Annotated in this window: 15 protein-coding genes; 3 read left to right on the top strand and 12 right to left on the bottom strand. The window is 45.8% G+C overall.

From position 1 onward, the window contains the following. Positions 1-5: 5 nt before the first annotated feature. The 5 genes from K6V26_RS11885 to K6V26_RS11905 all read right to left on the bottom strand — a co-directional run bounded on the left by K6V26_RS11885 (position 6) and on the right by K6V26_RS11905 (position 5,601). Positions 6-1,298, bottom strand: coding sequence for a TolC family protein (locus K6V26_RS11885; protein WP_048316208.1), 1,293 nt, complete (start codon positions 1,296-1,298; stop codon positions 6-8). A gap of 11 nt (positions 1,299-1,309) precedes the next feature. After that, on the bottom strand, positions 1,310-1,948 hold the full coding sequence (locus K6V26_RS11890; RefSeq protein WP_007655952.1) for a TetR/AcrR family transcriptional regulator: 639 nt from the start codon (positions 1,946-1,948) through the stop codon (positions 1,310-1,312). A 162-nt stretch (positions 1,949-2,110) separates the two neighbouring features. Beyond that, positions 2,111-3,313: an L-serine ammonia-lyase gene (locus K6V26_RS11895; RefSeq protein ID WP_007655951.1), complete on the bottom strand. Its 1,203-nt coding sequence runs from the start codon at positions 3,311-3,313 to the stop codon at positions 2,111-2,113. A 27-nt stretch (positions 3,314-3,340) separates the two neighbouring features. Then, a complete protein-coding gene (locus K6V26_RS11900; protein WP_122329177.1) occupies positions 3,341-4,474 on the bottom strand; it encodes an acyltransferase family protein in 1,134 nt (377 codons plus the stop codon). A gap of 11 nt (positions 4,475-4,485) precedes the next feature. Further along, positions 4,486-5,601 (bottom strand): acyltransferase family protein, encoded by a 1,116-nt coding sequence (locus K6V26_RS11905; protein WP_224265428.1) that lies wholly within the window; start codon positions 5,599-5,601, stop codon positions 4,486-4,488. Between the two features lie 103 nt (positions 5,602-5,704). Between K6V26_RS11905 and K6V26_RS11910 the strand changes: the two genes are divergently transcribed. Next, the gene (locus tag K6V26_RS11910) at positions 5,705-7,186 is read left to right on the top strand and encodes a cobyric acid synthase (protein WP_224265429.1); all 1,482 of its coding nucleotides are present in this window, start codon (positions 5,705-5,707) and stop codon (positions 7,184-7,186) included. Here the strand turns inward: K6V26_RS11910 and K6V26_RS11915 are convergent, their stop codons facing one another. Both K6V26_RS11915 and K6V26_RS11920 read right to left on the bottom strand, forming a co-directional pair. Next, complete coding sequence (locus K6V26_RS11915; RefSeq protein ID WP_082150428.1) at positions 7,187-7,912, bottom strand: tyrosine-protein phosphatase; 726 nt, start codon at positions 7,910-7,912, stop codon at positions 7,187-7,189. A gap of 38 nt (positions 7,913-7,950) precedes the next feature. Next, entirely contained in the window at positions 7,951-8,445 is a 495-nt protein-coding gene (locus K6V26_RS11920; RefSeq protein WP_007655929.1) for a UpxY family transcription antiterminator, read from the bottom strand. A gap of 83 nt (positions 8,446-8,528) precedes the next feature. Between K6V26_RS11920 and K6V26_RS11925 the strand changes: the two genes are divergently transcribed. Then, positions 8,529-9,851, top strand: a complete 1,323-nt coding sequence (locus tag K6V26_RS11925) for a Gfo/Idh/MocA family protein (RefSeq protein WP_048316203.1) — start codon at positions 8,529-8,531, stop codon at positions 9,849-9,851. A 105-nt stretch (positions 9,852-9,956) separates the two neighbouring features. Further along, complete coding sequence (locus K6V26_RS11930) at positions 9,957-12,116, top strand: sensor histidine kinase (protein WP_224265430.1); 2,160 nt, start codon at positions 9,957-9,959, stop codon at positions 12,114-12,116. Between the two features lie 14 nt (positions 12,117-12,130). On the opposite strand, the gene K6V26_RS11935 is transcribed toward K6V26_RS11930, so the two are convergent. The 5 genes from K6V26_RS11935 to K6V26_RS11955 are packed head-to-tail and all read right to left on the bottom strand — an operon-like array spanning position 12,131 to position 19,838. Next, on the bottom strand, positions 12,131-14,392 hold the full coding sequence (locus K6V26_RS11935) for a Helicase associated domain protein (protein WP_224265431.1): 2,262 nt from the start codon (positions 14,390-14,392) through the stop codon (positions 12,131-12,133). Between the two features lie 25 nt (positions 14,393-14,417). Further along, entirely contained in the window at positions 14,418-15,527 is a 1,110-nt protein-coding gene (locus K6V26_RS11940; protein ID WP_082150427.1) for a Wzz/FepE/Etk N-terminal domain-containing protein, read from the bottom strand. Between the two features lie 42 nt (positions 15,528-15,569). Beyond that, positions 15,570-17,966 carry an SLBB domain-containing protein gene (locus K6V26_RS11945; protein ID WP_224265432.1) on the bottom strand — a complete coding sequence of 799 codons (2,397 nt, stop codon included), beginning with the start codon at positions 17,964-17,966 and terminating at the stop codon, positions 15,570-15,572. A 22-nt stretch (positions 17,967-17,988) separates the two neighbouring features. Beyond that, positions 17,989-18,378, bottom strand: a complete 390-nt coding sequence (locus K6V26_RS11950) for a lipocalin-like domain-containing protein (protein WP_048316232.1) — start codon at positions 18,376-18,378, stop codon at positions 17,989-17,991. Beyond that, on the bottom strand, positions 18,375-19,838 hold the full coding sequence (locus K6V26_RS11955; RefSeq protein ID WP_224265434.1) for a capsule assembly Wzi family protein: 1,464 nt from the start codon (positions 19,836-19,838) through the stop codon (positions 18,375-18,377). The genes K6V26_RS11950 and K6V26_RS11955 overlap by 4 nt, the downstream gene beginning before the upstream one ends. Positions 19,839-20,018 lie beyond the last annotated feature (180 nt).

Here is a 20,018-nt window from a genome sequence, read left to right on the forward strand (position 1 = left end):
TGTGATTATTCATTATTCGTTGTATACATATAATTATAGACGGCATTCAGATGCTGGATGCGATGGGCGGCAGCCGCTTGCTTCGCCAAGTCTTCCGCATTAATTTCGCGGATAAGGTCGGTGACGGAGATAACGCCGTTTGCCAGTTTCACCTCCGCAGCATTTTTGATCCTGGTACGCAGGCGGATTATTTCATCATCCGCTTTCATCAGATCGGAGATTTTCTGTATTTCCGTATTTTGCTGCATCAGTTCCAATGCTGTATTGAACAGGAATGTCTCACGTTGCACCTCCACCTGCTGACGTGCCGTAGTCACTTTACGGCGGTCATTCTTCAAGGTGTACAGTTTGCCCATATTCCAGGAAAGGCGTACTCCCGCTATATAAAACGGATTAAAGTCATCCTCCAGCATATTCAACCCCGGACGGCCATATCCGCCCTGTACAAATGCCCCCAGACGAGGCATTAAACCACTTGTAATCTGTTTGTTTTGCACTTCCAGCAAATAGCTTTTTGCATCCAGCGCCCGCAATTCGGGACGGTTTATGTCTCCGGATAACGGATCGCCTGGTATGGAAGGGACAACCAATATCCTGTCTTTATCATAAGGCTTTCCTATCAGTGCGCTCAGCATTCTGCCGAAGGCGACACGGGAGGCTTTCAGTTCGATTTCTTTCTGACGGGCATTCAAGAGTTCCACTTCCATACTTTCGCGGTCGGACTGATTGGCCACGCCATTATCCATCATCGCCGTTATCCGGTCGATATTAATCTGCAACTCTTTCTGGAGCAATGCGTTCTGACGAATTAGCTCCTCCTGAAGCAGACAGCCGAAATAAAGTTGATTTACCCGGTCGTTCAATGTATAAAGGTCGCTTTCCAGCTGTTCGCGGTCGGCAGAAGCCTGTGCTTTCGTCAACTGCCGGGTGGAATGAATTGTTCCGCCATCCCAGATATTCTGATTCAGTTCGGCCACCACCTGATACTGGTCTTTGCTTAATGTCGGAATCTCCAGTCCCGGAACAATCGACAAGAGTTTGTCCGCATCAAAAGGTAGTTTAGTTACATCACTCTGATAGGTTGCCTTTGCATTCACCGTCAGTTGGGGTAACCAGCCTTTTCCGGCATTCGAGAGATTGTATTGCTCTGTCTGCCCAATCAACCCGAACTGCCGTATCTGGGGATAATTGGCACGGGCCCATTCATAACATTGTGTCAATGTTATCTGCTCCTGCCCTTTTACAGTACCCGACAACAAGGGGAAGCATAAGAATAAAATTACACAAATCCGTTTCATAGGGGTATTTATTAATTCGATGTATTATCGTCCGGTGTCAGCAACCGGATCATTATATCAATAACGAAGGGAATCCGTTCCCGCAGAAATTCTTCATATTTCTCTGCATCGCCTCCCATAAAAACAGCCGTAAACGGATTACGTACCAGCATGGGGAAAACCAACAGGCTTATCAAGGTAGTCGCCGCATAATATACCGGCAGTTTCTTCAATACACCTCTCTCCATCTCATCCTCCATCTGTTTACGCATTCGGATGATTGGTTCAACCCGTGCGGGATTCTTCAATATGGAATGATAGATATGCTCCGGATCACGTTGTAGTTCATTTATAACAAACACAGGGAACAAAGGATTCCTCTGTAATGTCCTTACATATTGGTCGATAATCTTCGGCAGCTTCTCCAGGAAAGAGGTATTCTCTTCCATAATCGCCCCCAGATTCGGAAGCAAGGCATCTATCAACTGGTCGAAGATCGCATCGAACAACATTTCTTTCGTACGATAATAATAATGTAAGGCTGTACGCCCGATGCCTGCTTCGGCAGCCACGTCGCCCATCTTGGTCGCTTCATATCCTTTCCTGACAAAGACCTGTTTGGCCGCTTCCAGGATTCGGTTCTCCATTGTGATTACTTCTTCTGTACTCATTGTATATCTTGTTTTACCACATTTGTCATTACTGTCTGTCGAATATGTCTGACACTTTTGTTTGACAGCTATGTCAAAAGTAATGTAAAAAAATAAGGATGCAACTACTGCACCCTTATTTTAATATCTTTTACACAATGAAAAGAATATTCTTTTTTAATCTTATTCCCCGTATTTCTTAGCCAGACCGCCTTCGGAAGTTTCTTTATACAAGCTCGGCAGGTCATTACCTGTCTGCCGCATCACCTCTACCACCTGGTCGAAGCTCACACGATGTTTTCCGTCCGAGAAGTTCGAGAACGTATTTGCATCCAGTGCACGCGCTGCGGCAAAAGCATTACGTTCGATACAAGGAATCTGAACCAAACCGCAAACCGGGTCGCAAGTCAACCCCAGGTGATGTTCCAACCCCATCTCGGCAGCATACTCAATCTGAGCAGGCGTTCCGCCAAACAACTGACTGGCAGCACCGGCAGCCATCGCACAGGCAACCCCTACTTCTCCCTGGCAGCCGACCTCCGCTCCGGAAACCGACGCATTGGTTCGTACCACATTTCCGAACAATCCGGCCGTTGCCAATGCACGCAGGATACGGGAATCGCGGAATTCACGGGTATCTTTCAGATGATACAACACCGCCGGCATCACTCCGCAGGAGCCGCAGGTCGGAGCCGTCACAATCTTACCACCGCAGGCATTCTCTTCGGATACAGCTAACGCAAAAGCGTAAACCATACCACGACTTTTAATGCTGCTGCCATACCCTTTGGCACGAATCAGATAATCGGATGCTTTCCGGCGTATGCCCAGACCGCCCGGCAGGATACCTTCTGCTTCCAGACCGCTCTGCACCGCCTTTTGCATCACGTCCCATACTTCCGCCAGGTAATCCCAGATTTCCGGTCCTTCGCATTGCTCCACATATTCCCAATAGGAATGTCCGGTCTTTTCGCACCAGGCTTGTATATCTTTAATCGTGCTCATCTCATAGACCTGTGCCGTTTTAAGTTCGTTAAAACTTTCGTTGGCAAGCGTACCGCCGCCAATACTGTACACAGTCCACGATTCCAGTTCTTCGTCGTTCTCATTGAACGATTCGAACAACATTCCGTTCGGATGGAACGGAAGAAATATCTTGGGTTCCCAGGTAATAGTCGTTTTAGCAACCGGCTGCAACACTTCCAGGATGGCAGCATCCGTCATGTGGCCTTTCCCGGTAGCAGCCAAACTACCATATAAAGTCACATTAAACCGCACGGCACCTCTGTTACGTTCCACGAACATCTGGGCAGCACGCATCGGCCCCATCGTGTGGCTACTCGACGGACCATGTCCGATCCGGTATATCTGCTTGATTGATTCCATTTCTCTTTCTCTCTAATTTTGTGTTTTCTATACTTTAAGAAATATATTACGTTTATAAAGCAGCCACAAAATTACATAAATAACCAATACGTTCGACAAGCTTATCAAAAAGGAATAATAATTACCCAGATATTGCTCCAGCCCATAAAACAAAGACTGTCCCAGGCAACTGAAATTGATGACGTTCGCCAGCATATAGGCTACAATCGAGTTCATCCCGTACACTTTCAGCCAGGTTATATTCTTATTATATCCTTTATAATCTATCAGATAATAAAACAAACCCATCAATAGGAAGCAATATCCGCTACTTACCAGCACCATAGAACTGGTCCATATCGTCTTGATAACCGGCATCTGCAATCCCCAAAGCCATCCGGCAGCCACCATAGCGGCTCCTGCTCCGAAATACCATTTCAGTTTATGGATATCACTGGTCTTATCCTTGGCAATATAGCCGGCAAACAAACCGGTCAACACCGTCACGCCAAAGTTCAGGGTACTCAAAATCCATGTATAATGATACCAGGGTGCAAAAACGACTTCACCGTCCACCACTTTCGCCCCATCCCGAAAACGTCCCAGCACCGTACGGTCTATCCATTCCGCCAGGTTTCCTTCAGGAGTGTAATTACCACCTCCATAACTGCCGACCGTAATGAACTGCATCGCCGCCCAGTAAACAAGCAACAGGGCCACCGCCACACCGATCTGCGTCCTCCGACTGGTATAAAGGAACAACACAGCCGTAATCAAATAACCAGCGGCAATCGACTGCAACGTATTCGAATATAAATAAATACGATCCGGATCAAATCCCAGCAGATTTCCCTGGCACATCATACCGAATATCCACAACAACAGGATGCGTTTTCCCAGACGCCGGAAAAGAGTCTTTTTGTCGGAAACACCTTTAAAACGTGACAAAGCAAACGGCATCGAAGCTCCCGACATAAAAAGGAACAATGGCATAATCAAATCCCAGGGAGAAAAACCTTCCCATTGTACATGATCAAAAGCCCACATGCAATCATTCAGCCATCCCACATCCGCAGCCCGCGCCAATGAATGTGCCAACGGTCCTAAAGCAACCAGAAAGAAAAGATCGAATCCTCGTAAAGCATCAAGCGACTCCAGCCGCTTGTAAGTAGTTTTTTCCATTTGTTATTATTTTAGACTTTTAAGAAAATACGTTGACGATACAAGAAATATAAGAATCCCCAGCACACGGCGATATAAGCAATCGCCCCCAGCAATGGCTGGGCTGTTTCCGGGAATAACCCGATGAAACCTCCAAAAACGGCATTTGCCGTAAAGGTAAAATTAATGAACACCTGTGCCAGATAAATAGTGATCGAGTTCGTACCTATGACTGTAAAGAAAAGGGTCCACCCTCTGCACTCCTTCACATCGACAATATAATAGAAGACGGCAAACAGTATCGCCGAGATACCACCGACCGTACAAACAAACGAGCTTGTCCACAAATATTTATTAATCGGGAAAAACAATCCCCACAACAGACCTATCACCAACAGGCAACCGCCAACAGCCAGCATATAAACAACCTTTTTCGTCTCCGTCAGTCCCTCTCTCCGCAGTTTGACAAACTCACCGGTGAACATTCCCAGCAAAGCGGTTCCGATGGCCGGCAAGGTAGATAAAATCCCCTCCGGATCATAATTGCCTCCATGCAAACGCCCCGGCAATAACAGACGGTCGATGTAGCAAGCCAGATTCCCTTCGCGGGTAAACAACTCCGCCCCGTTCCCGTCGGGTGCCGGAATAAATAACAGCAACCAGTAACCTATCAGGATGGCAGCAACGATCCATACCCGTGTGATCGTCCGCGTATTGACAAAAATCAGTGCACCGAACATCCATCCCAGACCGATACGCGCCAGTACGCTGGCATAACGCTGTGTATCAAAATTCAGATTCAGCAACCCGTTATAAACAAATCCTAATACAACCAGTGTAATTCCCCGGCGGATAATCTTTTTATAAATAGCCGCTTCCGACATTCCCCGCTCCCGCTGCTTTTCCAATGAAAAAGGAAAAGAGATACCGGCAATAAACAAAAACAAAGGAAAAATTATATCTTCAAACGTAAACCCCGCCCCCCATTTAGCATGATTCATTTGGGCAGCTATCGACTCAAAAAAAGGCGTCGGGACCAACGTCGCCAACGCAACAAAAAGGGAACCTCCCCCCATAATAAAGAACATATCAAATCCCCGCAATGCATCCAACGACAACAGCCGCTGGCTTTGTTTCTGTTTTTCCATGGTATTCAATTTAGATAATCGTATAAAATTTAGAAATAAGTAAGCGCAAATATAGAAAATAATATAAGAACTATCCTGCTTTTTCACTAGTTTTGCAACCATTATGAAACAGCATTTGAAACCGATCATGTTCGTTGGCACTTGCTCCGATGCAGGAAAGAGTGTGATTAACGCAGCCTTCTGCCGTATCTTTAAGCAAGACGGATACCAACCTGCCCCTTTCAAGGCGCAGAATATGTCGTTGAACTCCTTCTCCACTCCCGAAGGTGGTGAGATGGGACGCGCCCAAGTAGTACAGGCCGAAGCATGCGGCATCGCTCCGCATACGGATATGAACCCGGTATTGCTGAAACCGACTAACGACAAGAGTTCGCAGGTCGTACTGAACGGTAAACCGGTCGGCAACATGTCCGCCAAAGACTATTTCGGCATACAAAACCAGAAGGAAGCACTTTTCAAAGAAGCTATCGAAGCCTTCAACCGCCTGGAATCCCGCTATAACCCAATCGTACTGGAAGGCGCCGGAAGCATCTCCGAACTAAACCTGCGCGACCGCGATATCACCAACATGCGGATGGCGATACAGGCAAACGCCTCCACCTACCTGGTTGCCGATATCGACCGGGGCGGTGTATTCGGCTCGGTTTACGGTACTATCGCACTGCTCAAACCAGAAGAACGGGCACAAATGAAAGGTGTCATCATCAATAAATTCCGCGGAGACGCGTCGCTGTTTGAAGAAGGACGGACGATACTGAAAGAGTTGACCGGCCTCCCCGTCGTAGGCGTTATCCCCTGGTTCCGTGACATCAAGATAGAAGAAGAAGATTCCGTCGCCCTGGATATGAAGACTAATACCTGGCAGGACGGCAAGATCAATGTCGCCATCATCCTGCTGAAACGTATGTCGAACTTTACCGACTTCGACGTCCTGGATATGGACCCGCGCTTCAATCCCTATTATACCAGCAACATCGATGAGATTGAGAAAGCGGACATCATCCTGCTGCCCGGCTCGAAGAACACGCTGGCCGACCTGCAAAGCATCCGCGCCAACGGCATAGCCGACACCATCGTCCGCGCCCATAAGAGAGGGAAAAAAGTGATCGGTATCTGCGGCGGTTACCAGATGATGGGTGCCCGTCTGGAAGATCCGGAAGGAATAGAAGGAAACCTGCCTGCCGTTCCGGGATTAGGACTGCTCCCCCAATGCACCGTTATCGAACAGGAGAAAGTCACCAAACAAAGCCGTTTCACTTTCCGCAACGGTTCCCCGATGATCTGCAAAGGATACGAGATACATATGGGACAAACCTCTTTACTCGGCAACGCGCCCGAAAGTCCGGTTGCCCTGCTGGAAGACGGAAGGAAAGACGGCTACTACCTGAACGACCATTGTTGGGGAAGCTATATGCATGGCATTCTCGATAATCCCGAAGTACTTGATAATCTAGCTAAGGGTTTCAACAAAGAGACCGACAATGCCCCGTTCGATTACGCTGCATTCAAAGAAGAACAGTATGACAAACTGGCCGACCTGGTAAGAAAACATGTGGATATGGAGTATATTTACAGTACGCTGTAATTATCCCCACAATTCCCCGTTCGCCCGGACCAACAGTTTTACAGCCTCAAACTGATCATTTTTCAGAGAAAAAAATTCATAGGCTCTGCAATAGTTCAGTGAATGTATATCTGTTCCGGTATAATCATAACAACCGTTTTTCAGTAATGAACCGGCTGTTTTTCGGGGAAGCGTTCCGTAAAAGCCTGCCAGGGAAAACAAATTAAGCTGAAATTTGCATCCGTGCTCTTTCAGCTTCATCAAATCTTCCATCTTCCAGAAACCATAACGTTCCGGATGGGCAAAAACCGGTACAAATCCATTCAATTGGATATCGTACAATTTCTCAAACAGATCACCGGGAGCCTGCAAGCAGGAAACCTCTACCAATACATGCTTCCCGTCATACGACAACAACCCTTCTTCCATCCGCTCGTAGAAACATTCATCCAGCATATATTCGGCTGCCAGATGAAGGTCTATATGTATATGTGCACAGTCTTCCCGAAATTTTTCAAACCGGTCCCGAAGGTAATCTTTCCGGTTCTTAGCCAAATCAGCCATTATATGCGGTGTCAGGAAAATACGTTCCACTCCCTGCCCTTCCAGAAAAACCAACATGGCAAGACTGTCTTCCTCTGACGAAAACCCGTCATCCACCCCGGGCAGCAAATGGGTATGTACATCAGTCATCCCCGGCCACAAAAGTTTTTTCCGGGTAAATAAATTTGAAAGAAATGTGCTCATAATATACTTATATAACAATACCTGCTAAGGGAAAAGGGTCATTTCAACCGGTTCACCCGCGCCACATCATCCATTTTCACACAAACGGTTGCTCCCAGTTGCTCCAGGTAAAGCAGCAAATGGTTCTTTTTTATCTTCTTTACCTTGCCGGATACATGCTTCATGGCTCCGGTAAGAATTTCCACTTCTTCACCCGCACAAAGTTCATGCTCGGCTGCCTGGCCCAGGAAATCCTCGATAGCATCTATCTCCTTCTGGCGGACAATTGCCGGTTTACCGTTATAAAAGACGATACGGATAACGCCATATACCTGAAGCAGGTCACGTAACACCGTATCCGGACAGCGCACAAATATATAAGAACTAAATAACGGGACTTCAACTATTTTCACACGGTCGGACCACACACGCGGAGTCCGGTGTAAAGGTAAAAAGCATTCAACTCCTAAAGCAGCAATACGTTCTTTTACCTGTTTTTCTGCCCGCGGGGCAGTATATAATACATTCCAATTGGTATTTAAAGGGGGTATCATTATCTTTTTTTTGTTTCGGGCACAAATATAGGACTATTTTTCGTATTATTGCAAAACTGTTTGCGAACACAAATTTAAATACCATGAATAGAAGAAGTTTTTTGCAAAAATCGGCTATTTCGGCTGCAGGACTTGGTTTGTCACCGCTATTTGGAGGTGCTTATCAGTCAGTTTACGGACAAACGGCAGCAAGCAACAAAGTGAAAGTTGCTCTGATCGGATGCCGCAGTATGGGTTTCTCCAACCTGAGTAAGTTTTTGGAATATCCGGAAGTGGAATGTGTCGCCCTCTGCGATATCGACGACGAATGGCTGAACAAACGGGCCGCCGATGTAGAAAAAAAGACCGGAAAAAAAGTTCCTCACCTGTATAAGGACTGGCGCCACGTCATCGACAACAAGGATATCGACGCTGTCATTATCGGTACCCCCGACCACTGGCACTGCCTGCCGACTATCTTCGCCTGCCAGGCTGGCAAAGACGTGTATGTCGAAAAACCGCTTTCCAATACCATCGAAGAATGCAACCTGATGGAAAAGGCTGCCCGCAAATATAACCGGGTCGTACAGGTAGGCCAATGGCAACGCAGCGATCCGCATTGGGACGAGGCCGCCAATTATCTGAAAGCCGGAAATATCGGCCGTATCCGTACCGTGAAAGTCTGGGCTTACCAGGACGGCAAACCGACCCTGCCTGTTGTTGCCGACAGCCCCGTCCCCGCCGGAGTGGATTACGACATGTGGCTCGGTCCGGCTCCGAAACGTCCGTTCAATATCTACCGCTTCCATTATAACTTCCGTTTCTTCTGGGATTATGCCGGTGGACTGATGTCCGACTGGGGCGTACACCTGCTAGATTATGCGCTCGAAGGCATGGGAGCCGACCTGCCCAGCCGCGTATTCTCCGGAGGTGGCAAGTTCGCCTATCCCGATGATGCGATGGAGACGCCCGATACATTGATGGCGACATATGCCTACAAAGATTTCAATATCATCTGGGATCATGCCTGCGGTATCAACCACGGTCCGTTCGACAAAAAAGAGGGTTTGGCCTTCTTCGGTGAAAACGGCACACTGGTACTCACCCGCGCCGGTTGGGAAGTCATCCCTGTCGTTGCCGGAAAAGAGGCACGCATGGAAGCTGTCCCCTTCAAAAAAGGAGAAGGCAAAGGCCTGTACAACCATGTCGGAAATTTCCTGAGTTGCATCAAAAGCCGCGAATTGCCCAAAGCAGATATCGCTATCGGTGCACGTGTAGCCAAGATGTCGCACCTGGCAAACATCTCCTGCCGCCTGCAACGGGAAGTGCGTTGGGACGATGCCAACAGCATGTTTATCGGTGATAATGAGGCAACAGCATTATCAAAAGCTTACTATCGCGCCCCATGGGAATTACCCAAATTGTAAAGGTAAAAATATAATTAGCAGGAAAGCGCTGAACATCTTTTGATAATCAATTATTATATGTACTTTTGTTCCAGATACACGAACTTATAAACTTGATATATCTAAATGAGCAGCGTTTATGCTAATTATTCGAGAGAAGACCTGATCCGTGAAATAGAAATACTGAAGGCACAAGGTACCTCTGTTAATGATGAAAAAATATACCAAAGTCGTTTTCTGAACAATGCTGTCGCATTAAGGAAAACATTCTCGGAAGTTTTATCATTGTTAATAACTCCAAGCCAAAAGGATATTATTGATCAGTCTCTACTGACCATATTGAGATTTTTTAATGTAGACAGGGTATACATCGGAAATTTCGATAATGACAAACCGACTTTCGACTTCACGCATGAAGTAACCAGCCAAGGTACGATTTCCATGCGTGAAGATCTTTTAGTTGGGTTGCCCAAAGCAGATTATGCCTGGTGGATAAAAACAATCAGGGAAGGAAAAGACATTATTATCAGAGACACTGATAATATGCCGGAAGAGGCCGCTGCCGAACAAAACATCCTAAAAGTTCAGGAAATACTCTCCCTACTCGTTATCCCTATCTATTACAGAGGATATGCCAATGGTTTCATAGGACTCGATTGTGTAAAAAAACACAGGGACTGGGATGCTTTGGATGTCGAAAACCTGCGAATGCTCACCGATATTATCTCTATTGCTATCGAGCGCGAACTGGCGCATGGTATGGTAGAACACTCAATGAAACAGGTATTGAAAAGCGAAGCCAAATTTCAGATCATCTTCGACAGACTCCCGTGGGGTGTCGAATTATACGACGAAAACGGGTATCTGCTGGACATCAATAAAGCCGATCTTGAAATTTTCGGAGTAACACGCGAACAGGTAATCGGTCTCAATGCATTCGAAAACCCCAATATTCCGGAGTGGGCAAGCGAGAAACTGAAAAAAGGAGAAGACGTAGCTTTCCTGCTGGATTATAATTTCAATAAAGCTGCTGAAAAAGGTTACTATACAAGTAAACTCGCCGACGAATTAAAACATTTAAGAGTGAAAGGTGTCGTGTTGAAAGACCCGCAAGACGTAATACTCGGCTTCTTTTATATTGTCTTCGATGATACCGAGAGTTATCATAAAACAGAAGAGATACAATACAGCCTGGCTAAACTAAAAGCAGCTGTCGACACAGGCGAATCCATTATCTGGGAATATGATGTGGCAACAGATAAGCTAAGTGCAGACTTCAGCCTGAATGATCAAATCGAAGAGAGTTCATTCCTGACCTATCTGAAAGAAGACAGATTCAGTTCCGTACGTGATTTTATAGAAACATTGCATCCGGATGACCGGCACAGGGTTTACAACAAACAATTCAAACGGCTTGTCGACGGGGAAATCGGCAAATATGTATCCGTATACCGCCGTGTATTCGACGGCAAGGTTTACTGGCTCAATTCAAATGTCCGCGCTTATAAATATTCAGAAGACGGGAAACCCAGTAAAATAGTAAGCTACACCTCTAACATCACCGAACAACGCGAAAAAGAATTGGAGCTAATGAAAGTCAAGGAGGCAGACAAATTAAAGTCGGCATTCCTGGCAAACATGAGCCATGAGATACGTACTCCGTTGAATGCGATCGTCGGATTCTCGGACCTGGTAGCCGAAACGGACGATCCGGAGGAGCGACAGACTTATCTCGACATTATCCATACAAACAACGATCTGCTGCTTAACTTGATCGGCGACATTCTGGACTTCTCAAAAATAGAAGCGGGTATGTTGAAGTATAACATTGAAGATACCAACATCAAGGAGTTGTGCATGGAAGTCTATCTGTCCGGATCGCTGAAGATAAAATCGGGAGTAAAATTACTCTTCGATAAAAACTCACCGACCATAATCCTCAGGACAGACCCGCAACGTATCCTGCAGGTAATAGCCAATTTCGTCAACAATGCAATCAAATTCACAAGCGAAGGGAGCATTACTATCTTTTATGAGACGAAAGAAAATGAAGTGAAAGTCTGTGTGCGAGACACCGGAATCGGCATTTCGGAAGAAAACAGGCCCCGTGTTTTTGAACGCTTCATCAAGATCAACGACTTCCACCAGGGCACCGGCCTGGGATTGACGATCAGTAAAACGATCATCGAATATCTGGGAGGTACCATCGGAGTAGATTCTGTTCAGGGTAAAGGTTCTACGTTCTGGTTTACGTTGCCTTTGGATTATAAAGGGATTAGTTCGTAATAACTAAAAATAGATCATTTTAAACTCCAGGGGAAACCGATCCGTTCAAGCAATTCCCTGCGTTCAGGAGAAAGTTCGCCTTTCTTCATACTTCTGCGTTGCACGAAACACCAACTGCCCAGTTTGTTCTCACGGGCGGTTGGCCAACGTTGATTCTCTGTATAGAAACGTTTCAGCATCTCATAATTCTCCTGCCATTTTTCATCGACTGTCCAGATAAAACCTTCGGCATCCATTTGTCTGATGCGAACAAGCGATAGCACTCCCTGTTTACGGGATCTTCGTTGCGTATTGCACCATGCTCCCAACCTACCCTCCTGGCTTTTGGGCCAGTGCTCATGTTTTCTGTAGTAAGCAAGCACCTGCTGCCAGTTCTCCGTCCAGAGCGAATCCAGATCCTGTTCCCATCTGAATCCGATCGAATCGAGTAACCGGGTCCTTTCTTCAGACAAAAGTCCTTTTTTCCATGCCTGCCGTTGGGTGTTGCACCAGGTATTCAGTTTGTTTTCGCCGCGTTTGGGACAACGGTGTTCAACAGCCATAAAAACCTTTAACTCTTCATAGTACTGCATCCAGCGGCTGTCCTGTACCTCCCATTCAAAACCGATCCGGTCCAGCTGCGAGATATAATCTTCCGACAACGTCCCTTTCTTCCGGGCAATCCGTTGGGTGTTGCACCAGTTTCCCAACTTTCCTTCGGCTGCCTGCGGCCAACGTCCTTCACGTTCCTTATATTCGATTAAACGTTCATACATTACCGGCCATGCATCTAACTCCGCCAGCATATCATCCACACGGGCACGGATATCAGACAGGAATCCCGTGACTTCAAATTCCATAAAGCCTTTAAAACTCTTCGGGGCACGGATCGCCGGATGATAAGCCAACTCCCTCGACATAGCTTCATAAACAGAACGGCCCGAAAGGTTATTGACGAAGTCAAGTACCACCGGATGACGGTCCGAACCGGCTTTCAGGCAACGGCCCAACTGTTGCAAGGCAACCACATACGATTCCGTACGTCGCAGGAACATGGCTGCATCTACTCCTTCCACATGCAATCCTTCGATCAGCATGTTTATGGAGAAAAGGACATGTAGCTTTCCCGTTTCCTTACGAAAACGACGCAATGTCTTCTCATTCTCCCGGTTACTCAGTCCGTTATGGATCTCAAATGTTTCCGTTTCAAAGCCTGCCTGCCCGAGCCAGTTCGATACTTCGGGAACCATATGCTGAAGATCTTCCTTGTCCTTACAGAAGACAAGCATTTTCTTTACCTCTTTCGGAAGATAACGCCGGATCAATTCCGATGCACTCAACGAACCGCGAAAGTCGAGACGGGCAAAGTCTATCTTGTCCTGAATATGCTTGCGCCTTTCTAAAGTACAGTCGCTCCTGTTCAACATACGCTGTACCTTATCCAGTTGGTTATTCAGATCGAACACACTCTGCACCAAAACCGGAACAGGCAGTATCTTATAATACCAGGCCATAGACAAAGACAGTTCATGGAACAGGTTTCCCTTGAAATAGACCTCTACCGTATCGAGCATCTCTTCAGGACGTATCGGAGTTGCCGACATTCCCAGTACACGGGCCTCCGGATTGTTATCTATTACTTCCTGTACAGCCTTTCCCCATACCTCCGCTCCGAAATGATGGAACTCGTCGATAATAATATGATCCGCTTTGAGTTCACCGACTGTTCCGCGATTCAGAACTAATGCCTGGAAAGTCCGGTAGGTCACATGCAGCATTGTCCTGCCGATAGCTTTTTTGATCTCAGCGATAATCGTAACGTTGGGAGCGATAACCACTATATCATCTTCCGAATGACTGACGATATAGCGGGCAATCAGGTAGGATTTCCCTGTACCGGTAGCCTGTACAACGGCTCCGATCCTGTTCGTTTTGAATCCTTCTTCAATTGCCCGATAAGCCGCTTCATTATGTGAAAACAGTTCGATGTGTTTTCCTGTCTCCAGACTTTTCAGATAGCTTTCATCCGAAACTGTCAGTCCATGCAACTCAAAGGAAAGTGCCTCCGGCAGATAACCACCATGAGCCAAGATACGGAACTGGTTGCAGCCGCACATTTCTCCGATTCGCTGCATTTCAGTATATAATCTGTCCACTTCCGGCAAACCTATAGGTTCCTTATTCCATATCTCTTTCACAATGAAAGTAACGGAATCTTCCCTGAAGCCTACCAGCAGACAACCGGATTCTTCAGTGACAAAATAATGGTAAGAATGATAAAGATCGCAGAGTGACATTCAGAAAATATGTCAATTTCAGAAATCATTCAACCTCTAAAACCTCAGTTTTCTCTTTGGGGTTGAAAAGGTCTTTGATAAACAGATAACCGATTCCACCGAATATGGCAAGGAATACAAACCCAATCAGGATCAGCAGCTTCTTGGGAGAAGCTGCTTTTAAGGGAACCGTGGCGGGTTGTATTATTGTATATACCGGTGTCTGTTCCTGTACCCGGAGTTTATCCTGTTCCAGTTTCTGGGCCAATGTATTGTAAACGTTAAAGGTTAATGTCATTTCATTTTTCAAACGTTCCTGTTCTGTACGGTAGCTGGCTGAGATGATATTCTTGTTGGCATCTTCAAAAGCAGCATAAGCACGTTGTGCTTTGTAGTAGGACTCACGGGCTTCGCTAAATACTTTCTCTGTGAATTCCAGGTCCTGTTTTACCTTCTGGGTACGGTAATTAGTTATGTATCCTTGAAGTTTTTCCAAAACAATTTGAGTGATATTCGCCGAGATCAACGGGTCTTGCATCTGAACGGAGACAGTGATTACCGATGTCTTTTTATCCACAGAAGCGGAGATGCGTTGTTGTAACGCATTGATAACGCCGGCTTGTTTATTGGTTAGTCTAAAAGAAGTCAATTCTCCACTACTTACCGGTTCTTCTTTTGAGAACAAATCCTTCACAACACCTAACAACTTGAACGGAGCCTGTATTATATAACTCCACCACGCACTTTTCTGGTGATCATCCATATAATCATATAAGGATGCAGAATAATCACCTTTCTCATTTGTTACTTGTACGGGGAATAACTCCAGTAAAAAAGGAATACTGCTGACTACATCCGGATACAGGTCAGGGGAGATGGCATCCGCCCCTGAAGTACTGTTCAAGTTAATCCCTGCCATGGCTGCTAATCCTCCCAAGTTTCCCATCTTTTTAGACGGATCAGACGTTTCAGGTGCCAGCTTTACAGTTGTACTGTATTCTTTCGGTATACTGAAAGCAACCACCAATCCTACAACTATCGCGACTCCACAGCATTTGAACAAGAACTTACGCTCCCCCCATAGCCGTTTAGCCAACTCTATTAAATCTATCTCCTGCTCGTTTGTATCCATATCAGGAGCGTTCATTTGAATCATATCCACCTTGTTAATTGAAAATTAAAGATTTAAAATTGATAATTATTTCAGTGTGTTGATGATAGAGGTTATCATGGCTGCCATCGAAGTGGTTGAACTGGCTATGCTCAGAACTTCTGCCAGGCTGGTCTTACGATCGCGTTGTGTCTTGGTCGGAACGACAATTTCGCATCCGGGCTCTACCTTCGGATAACGTTTGAAGAAGATAAAGCTTTTCTTTGTCGTTGCCACCTTTCCGTTCATATAGATTACGATCGGATATTTCCGGGCAATATCGTTATAGCCTCCGGCTTGCGACAGGCAATCTCCCACAGACATACCATTGGTATAAGTCACACTGTTCGGATAAGTTACAGCTCCATTTATCTTAACCGTACTCTGCAACTGAGGTATATAGAGCGCATCTCCGTCACGCAGCACCACATCATGCGCACTTCCCGGATTTGCCAGGGCCTTTTCCAGGTCGATACCCACTGAATAATCTTTAATGTTCTCCAAAGATAAAGCAACCGAATCACGACTCTGCTTATTGGAACTTAGTTGCAGCAAAGTTTCCAGGCGGCGCATTTCATCTTCTGTCAACTGGCGTTTCAGACTTGCTCCTTTTACATAGGCATCAGGAGTTATCCCTCCGGCTTTGGCGATGATATCACTTAGACGGGAGTTCTTTTCTGCCAGAACATAATCACCGGAGAAAGTGATTTCACCATTTACCTTTACCACCTGTTGTTCCTGATAACCTGGTGAGAAACGCACATACACTTCATCAAACGGTTCCAATGTAAAGACCCTATCGCTTTTCTTTCCATCCGTAGAGATCAAACCTAAATTATCGTTCAATGCGAAATTGAATACTTCGGCTGTACGGTTGGTATTCTCGTAAGTCTTTGTATCCTTAATCCTTCGGGCTACTTCCACATTCACCGTTGCAGCCGATTCCTTTAATCCGCCCGCCATCATAATGGCATCTTCCACTGTCAGGTTGTTCCGGTAAGGAAGGACAGTGTCTATATAATTCACTGCTCCACTTACTTTGATCGTATAAGGTTCGCGAAGGTCAAACAAGGATGGAATATTCAATTGGTCTTCCGGTTTGAGTTCTATATCCGGAGATGTGCCACTGAGGATTCCACGGATATCAACAGCTATTACTGTTGTTGTAAAATCCGGATTCAAACGGGTGATCTGGGTACGGCCGGTAAACTCATCTCCTTTCAAACCGGCTGCCTGGTTAATTAACTGGCGGACTGTATGTACCGCCTCGTTCAATTCATATTCTCCCGGACGCCAGACTGCCCCTGTCACTGTCAGACGGTTTTCGTAAAAAGGAATCACAGAGTCTACCAACAAAGAATCGCCATCCATCATCGCAAAGGAGGGATATTTATCTTCTGTAACAGTTGCTATCTGATAACGGCTACCGGCTTTTCGTTTGATACGGACATCTTTCTTATAAGCATCCCCGGTAAAGCCTCCTGCCATATTCAATAACTGTGAGAGTGTTTCGCCCTTTTTCATTTCAAAGATACGGTTACGTTTTACCTTACCTCTTACAACTGCCAGTTGGTCGTAAGGAGCAACAATCACCATATCATTTTCTTCCAGACGGATATTCGTATTGTATTTGCCGTTCAGCAGATAATCATATACATCCAATTTAGCCACTTCCTTACTATTGCGGTATACTTTTATTCCGCGAAGTGAACCGATTTCATTTACACCTCCTGCTGCATACAACGCATTAAACAAAGTTGCAAACGATGGAAGCGTATAGGTTCCCGGAGCAACGACTTCACCTACAATATTGACTTTGATGCTGCGTATCTGGCTTAGGCTGACGGATACAAATGTATTAGCTCCATCTGTATCTCCCGACAAGGTAGACATGATCCGCCCCAGTTCCTGACGGATACGATTTTCAGCTGTTTCAATAGTCAGTCCGCTGACAGATACCGGGCCCAGGTTAGGGATAAGAATTGTTCCTTCGGGAGAAACTTTCAGTTTCAGATTCAGTTCTGAATCTCCCCAGACATTGATCAGCAATTCATCACCGGCAGATAAAACATATCCTTTAGGAGTCGGTACATTCAGATCCGGTTCAAAGGACAGGTTCTTGTTTGAGAATATTTCACGGCCGAACACGGTTCCGCTTAAATCTCCCGCCGGACGATTGGCTTCCCGCTGAGCATCCAGAGGTGGTATTCCCTTTCCATCCGGAATGGTGACCGTGCGGTCTGTTACCACAGCATCCGATGCCGTACGTACAGTCTGTTCTGCTCCGGACTGCCCCATCCGTTTATTCATCTCCTGACGGATCTGGTCATCCGTCATGCCCGCGGCTTTCGCCTTGTCAATCAAATCCAGGGGTACCTGTGCCGCTAGCGGAACCGACAGACACAGTAATCCCCCCAATAATACATTTCTGATTACGTTATTCATATTGTTATTTGTTTTGTTGTTTTCAAAACTTCCTAAACTCCAATCGGGCATAATCCGATTGCAGGACCAGATGTTTCGATGTTAATTCTTTGACTCCGAAACGTTGCTCCGTCCCATTCATTCCAAATGGCAATAAATCTTCAACTTTACTGACCGGCATGACTACAAACAATGAATCTCCGGTATATTCCATATTGCCGGTCTGACTGGTTACATCAACCTTCATCAAGTTGATCGTATGTAAAGCAACACTGTAGTAAGCCCGCTCCGGCATCTCTTCCTCTCCTGATGCATATGCTATTTTCATGATCTGCCAGCGGCCATCCAGATCTCCGTTGATCGGCATTTTTCCGCAGGAGCTGACTATCAGGGTCAGCAACACCACTATTATGTATCTTTTCATTGTATTCATCGTATCCATCCTGTTTTTCTGATTGTTAACATGCCACCGGCACTTTTACCCAACATCCCGCCTCTGTCAACACCTAGCGATCCTGTAAAATCCCAGCCTTTTAACTGATGGGGCGTATAAGTTAATTCCATCAATACATTTCCATTCTTTTTGATCTCATAAAAAGGTAAGCTATAAGTTCCCCAGTTACGGGTAAACGAGAATAAAATACGATACCGCAAATCGTTGACCGGATTCCCCATAACCCCGAAATGATGTCCCTGTGAGCGATTGCTTTTAAAGACTATTTCTCCATCATCATTATAAATTGGAGACATAACCAACGGATTACCGATTCCCATTCCCCAATGCTGCCAACCGGTATAGATACCATGATTATAATAATTATCTGTACCACTCACCTGTTCAGGTATCTCAGGGGTATGGTCCCAATAAACAGGGCCCGTTTGATCCTTCGTTGAGATATATTCGTAAACCAAACTACCGATCACCCTATTCTTGGGAAACGTTATTTCCACTCCTGACAGACAGTCTTTCCAGCCATATTCTCCGAACATCTGCGAATGATCTTCAAAATAATGTTCGTAATAAGGACGGATTGTCCAATCTTTAGGAGCATACCACGTCAAAGAAAAATTCCAACTTCCTAAGTGATTTCCATAAATATTCGTTTGTTCTCCAAGCGGGGTATCACTACTCCCTCCGCTCGGAATAAACACCTTAAAGAAATCCTTTATCCCGTTTGGCATATCAGTCTTCTTATCTCCGACAAACGCATTTCCCCCGAATTGAGCAGCCATCTCAAGACCTCCTTCAAAGATCAAAGGAAACTTCTCCCGGTTACCGATCTTCACATACAAATCTTTGGAATGATAAAGCACATGCTCCGTATGTTTACCTCCCGGCTTAATAAAATCCTTTTGCCAGCCGTCATCCGTAAACAGACCATAAGCGATATGTCCTTTGAAAGCCAACCAACCTTTTGTACCCGGAACAAGCGTATATTCTGGAATACCGATACGAACCTGCGGAATCGGACGCGCATTTCCCGAAAATGTCAGTCCGCCACTACTAAGGAACGGATTATTGAACTCGCTATGCCGCTCCTTGCTTCCGATACTCAATCCCAGGCAACGGTATTTCAAATCCGCATACAATTGTTGCACCACGAAAGTCGATGTAAAATTATATGCCACAGCCAGATCTGCCCCGAAAGCATACGAGAAGCGTTTATCGTTTTCCAACTCCCGGAAGACCCCGGCACGTAGATAGCCGTTATTCTTTTCGATAGAGGACAATCCCTGCTTGTTTGCCGTCAGCCAGAAAGGAGTATGTTCCCCTCCGCTAAAGCTCACACCGGTTTCCGCCCGGTAACTCAGCCCTTTCGATAACTGAGCATAAGAGTTAAGGGGAAGCACTAAAATGCCTCCCCAAAGAAGTAAGTTTGATATTAATTTCATTTGTTTTTGATTAGAAATAATTGAACTATCCAACCATCAAAGTGACTCATCTGTTACAGGTTCATTTGCCGTCTGCTTTAGCTGACGGTTTATAAGCTGGTTCTTTTTTTTGGCTTTAGCCACATTTCTCTCAGATAGAAAGCTTTAAGAAATGGGACTAAAGTCCAAAGAGATAGATTC

The organism is Parabacteroides goldsteinii (assembly GCF_020091425.1).
Classification (GTDB): Bacteria; Bacteroidota; Bacteroidia; order Bacteroidales; family Tannerellaceae; genus Parabacteroides; species Parabacteroides goldsteinii.

Excerpts from the sequence above, each read along its gene's own strand:
- K6V26_RS11885 (WP_048316208.1), bottom strand. The coding sequence starts at position 1,298 with ATGAAACGGATTTGTGTAATTTTATTCTTATGCTTCCCCTTGTTGTCG.
- K6V26_RS11890 (WP_007655952.1), bottom strand. The coding sequence starts at position 1,948 with ATGAGTACAGAAGAAGTAATCACAATGGAGAACCGAATCCTGGAAGCG.
- K6V26_RS11895 (WP_007655951.1), bottom strand. The coding sequence starts at position 3,313 with ATGGAATCAATCAAGCAGATATACCGGATCGGACATGGTCCGTCGAGT.
- K6V26_RS11900 (WP_122329177.1), bottom strand. The coding sequence starts at position 4,474 with ATGGAAAAAACTACTTACAAGCGGCTGGAGTCGCTTGATGCTTTACGA.
- K6V26_RS11905 (WP_224265428.1), bottom strand. The coding sequence starts at position 5,601 with ATGGAAAAACAGAAACAAAGCCAGCGGCTGTTGTCGTTGGATGCATTG.
- K6V26_RS11910 (WP_224265429.1), top strand. The coding sequence starts at position 5,705 with ATGAAACAGCATTTGAAACCGATCATGTTCGTTGGCACTTGCTCCGAT.
- K6V26_RS11915 (WP_082150428.1), bottom strand. The coding sequence starts at position 7,912 with ATGAGCACATTTCTTTCAAATTTATTTACCCGGAAAAAACTTTTGTGG.
- K6V26_RS11920 (WP_007655929.1), bottom strand. The coding sequence starts at position 8,445 with ATGATACCCCCTTTAAATACCAATTGGAATGTATTATATACTGCCCCG.
- K6V26_RS11925 (WP_048316203.1), top strand. The coding sequence starts at position 8,529 with ATGAATAGAAGAAGTTTTTTGCAAAAATCGGCTATTTCGGCTGCAGGA.
- K6V26_RS11930 (WP_224265430.1), top strand. The coding sequence starts at position 9,957 with ATGAGCAGCGTTTATGCTAATTATTCGAGAGAAGACCTGATCCGTGAA.
- K6V26_RS11935 (WP_224265431.1), bottom strand. The coding sequence starts at position 14,392 with ATGTCACTCTGCGATCTTTATCATTCTTACCATTATTTTGTCACTGAA.
- K6V26_RS11940 (WP_082150427.1), bottom strand. The coding sequence starts at position 15,527 with ATGATTCAAATGAACGCTCCTGATATGGATACAAACGAGCAGGAGATA.
- K6V26_RS11945 (WP_224265432.1), bottom strand. The coding sequence starts at position 17,966 with ATGAATAACGTAATCAGAAATGTATTATTGGGGGGATTACTGTGTCTG.
- K6V26_RS11950 (WP_048316232.1), bottom strand. The coding sequence starts at position 18,378 with ATGAATACAATGAAAAGATACATAATAGTGGTGTTGCTGACCCTGATA.
- K6V26_RS11955 (WP_224265434.1), bottom strand. The coding sequence starts at position 19,838 with ATGAAATTAATATCAAACTTACTTCTTTGGGGAGGCATTTTAGTGCTT.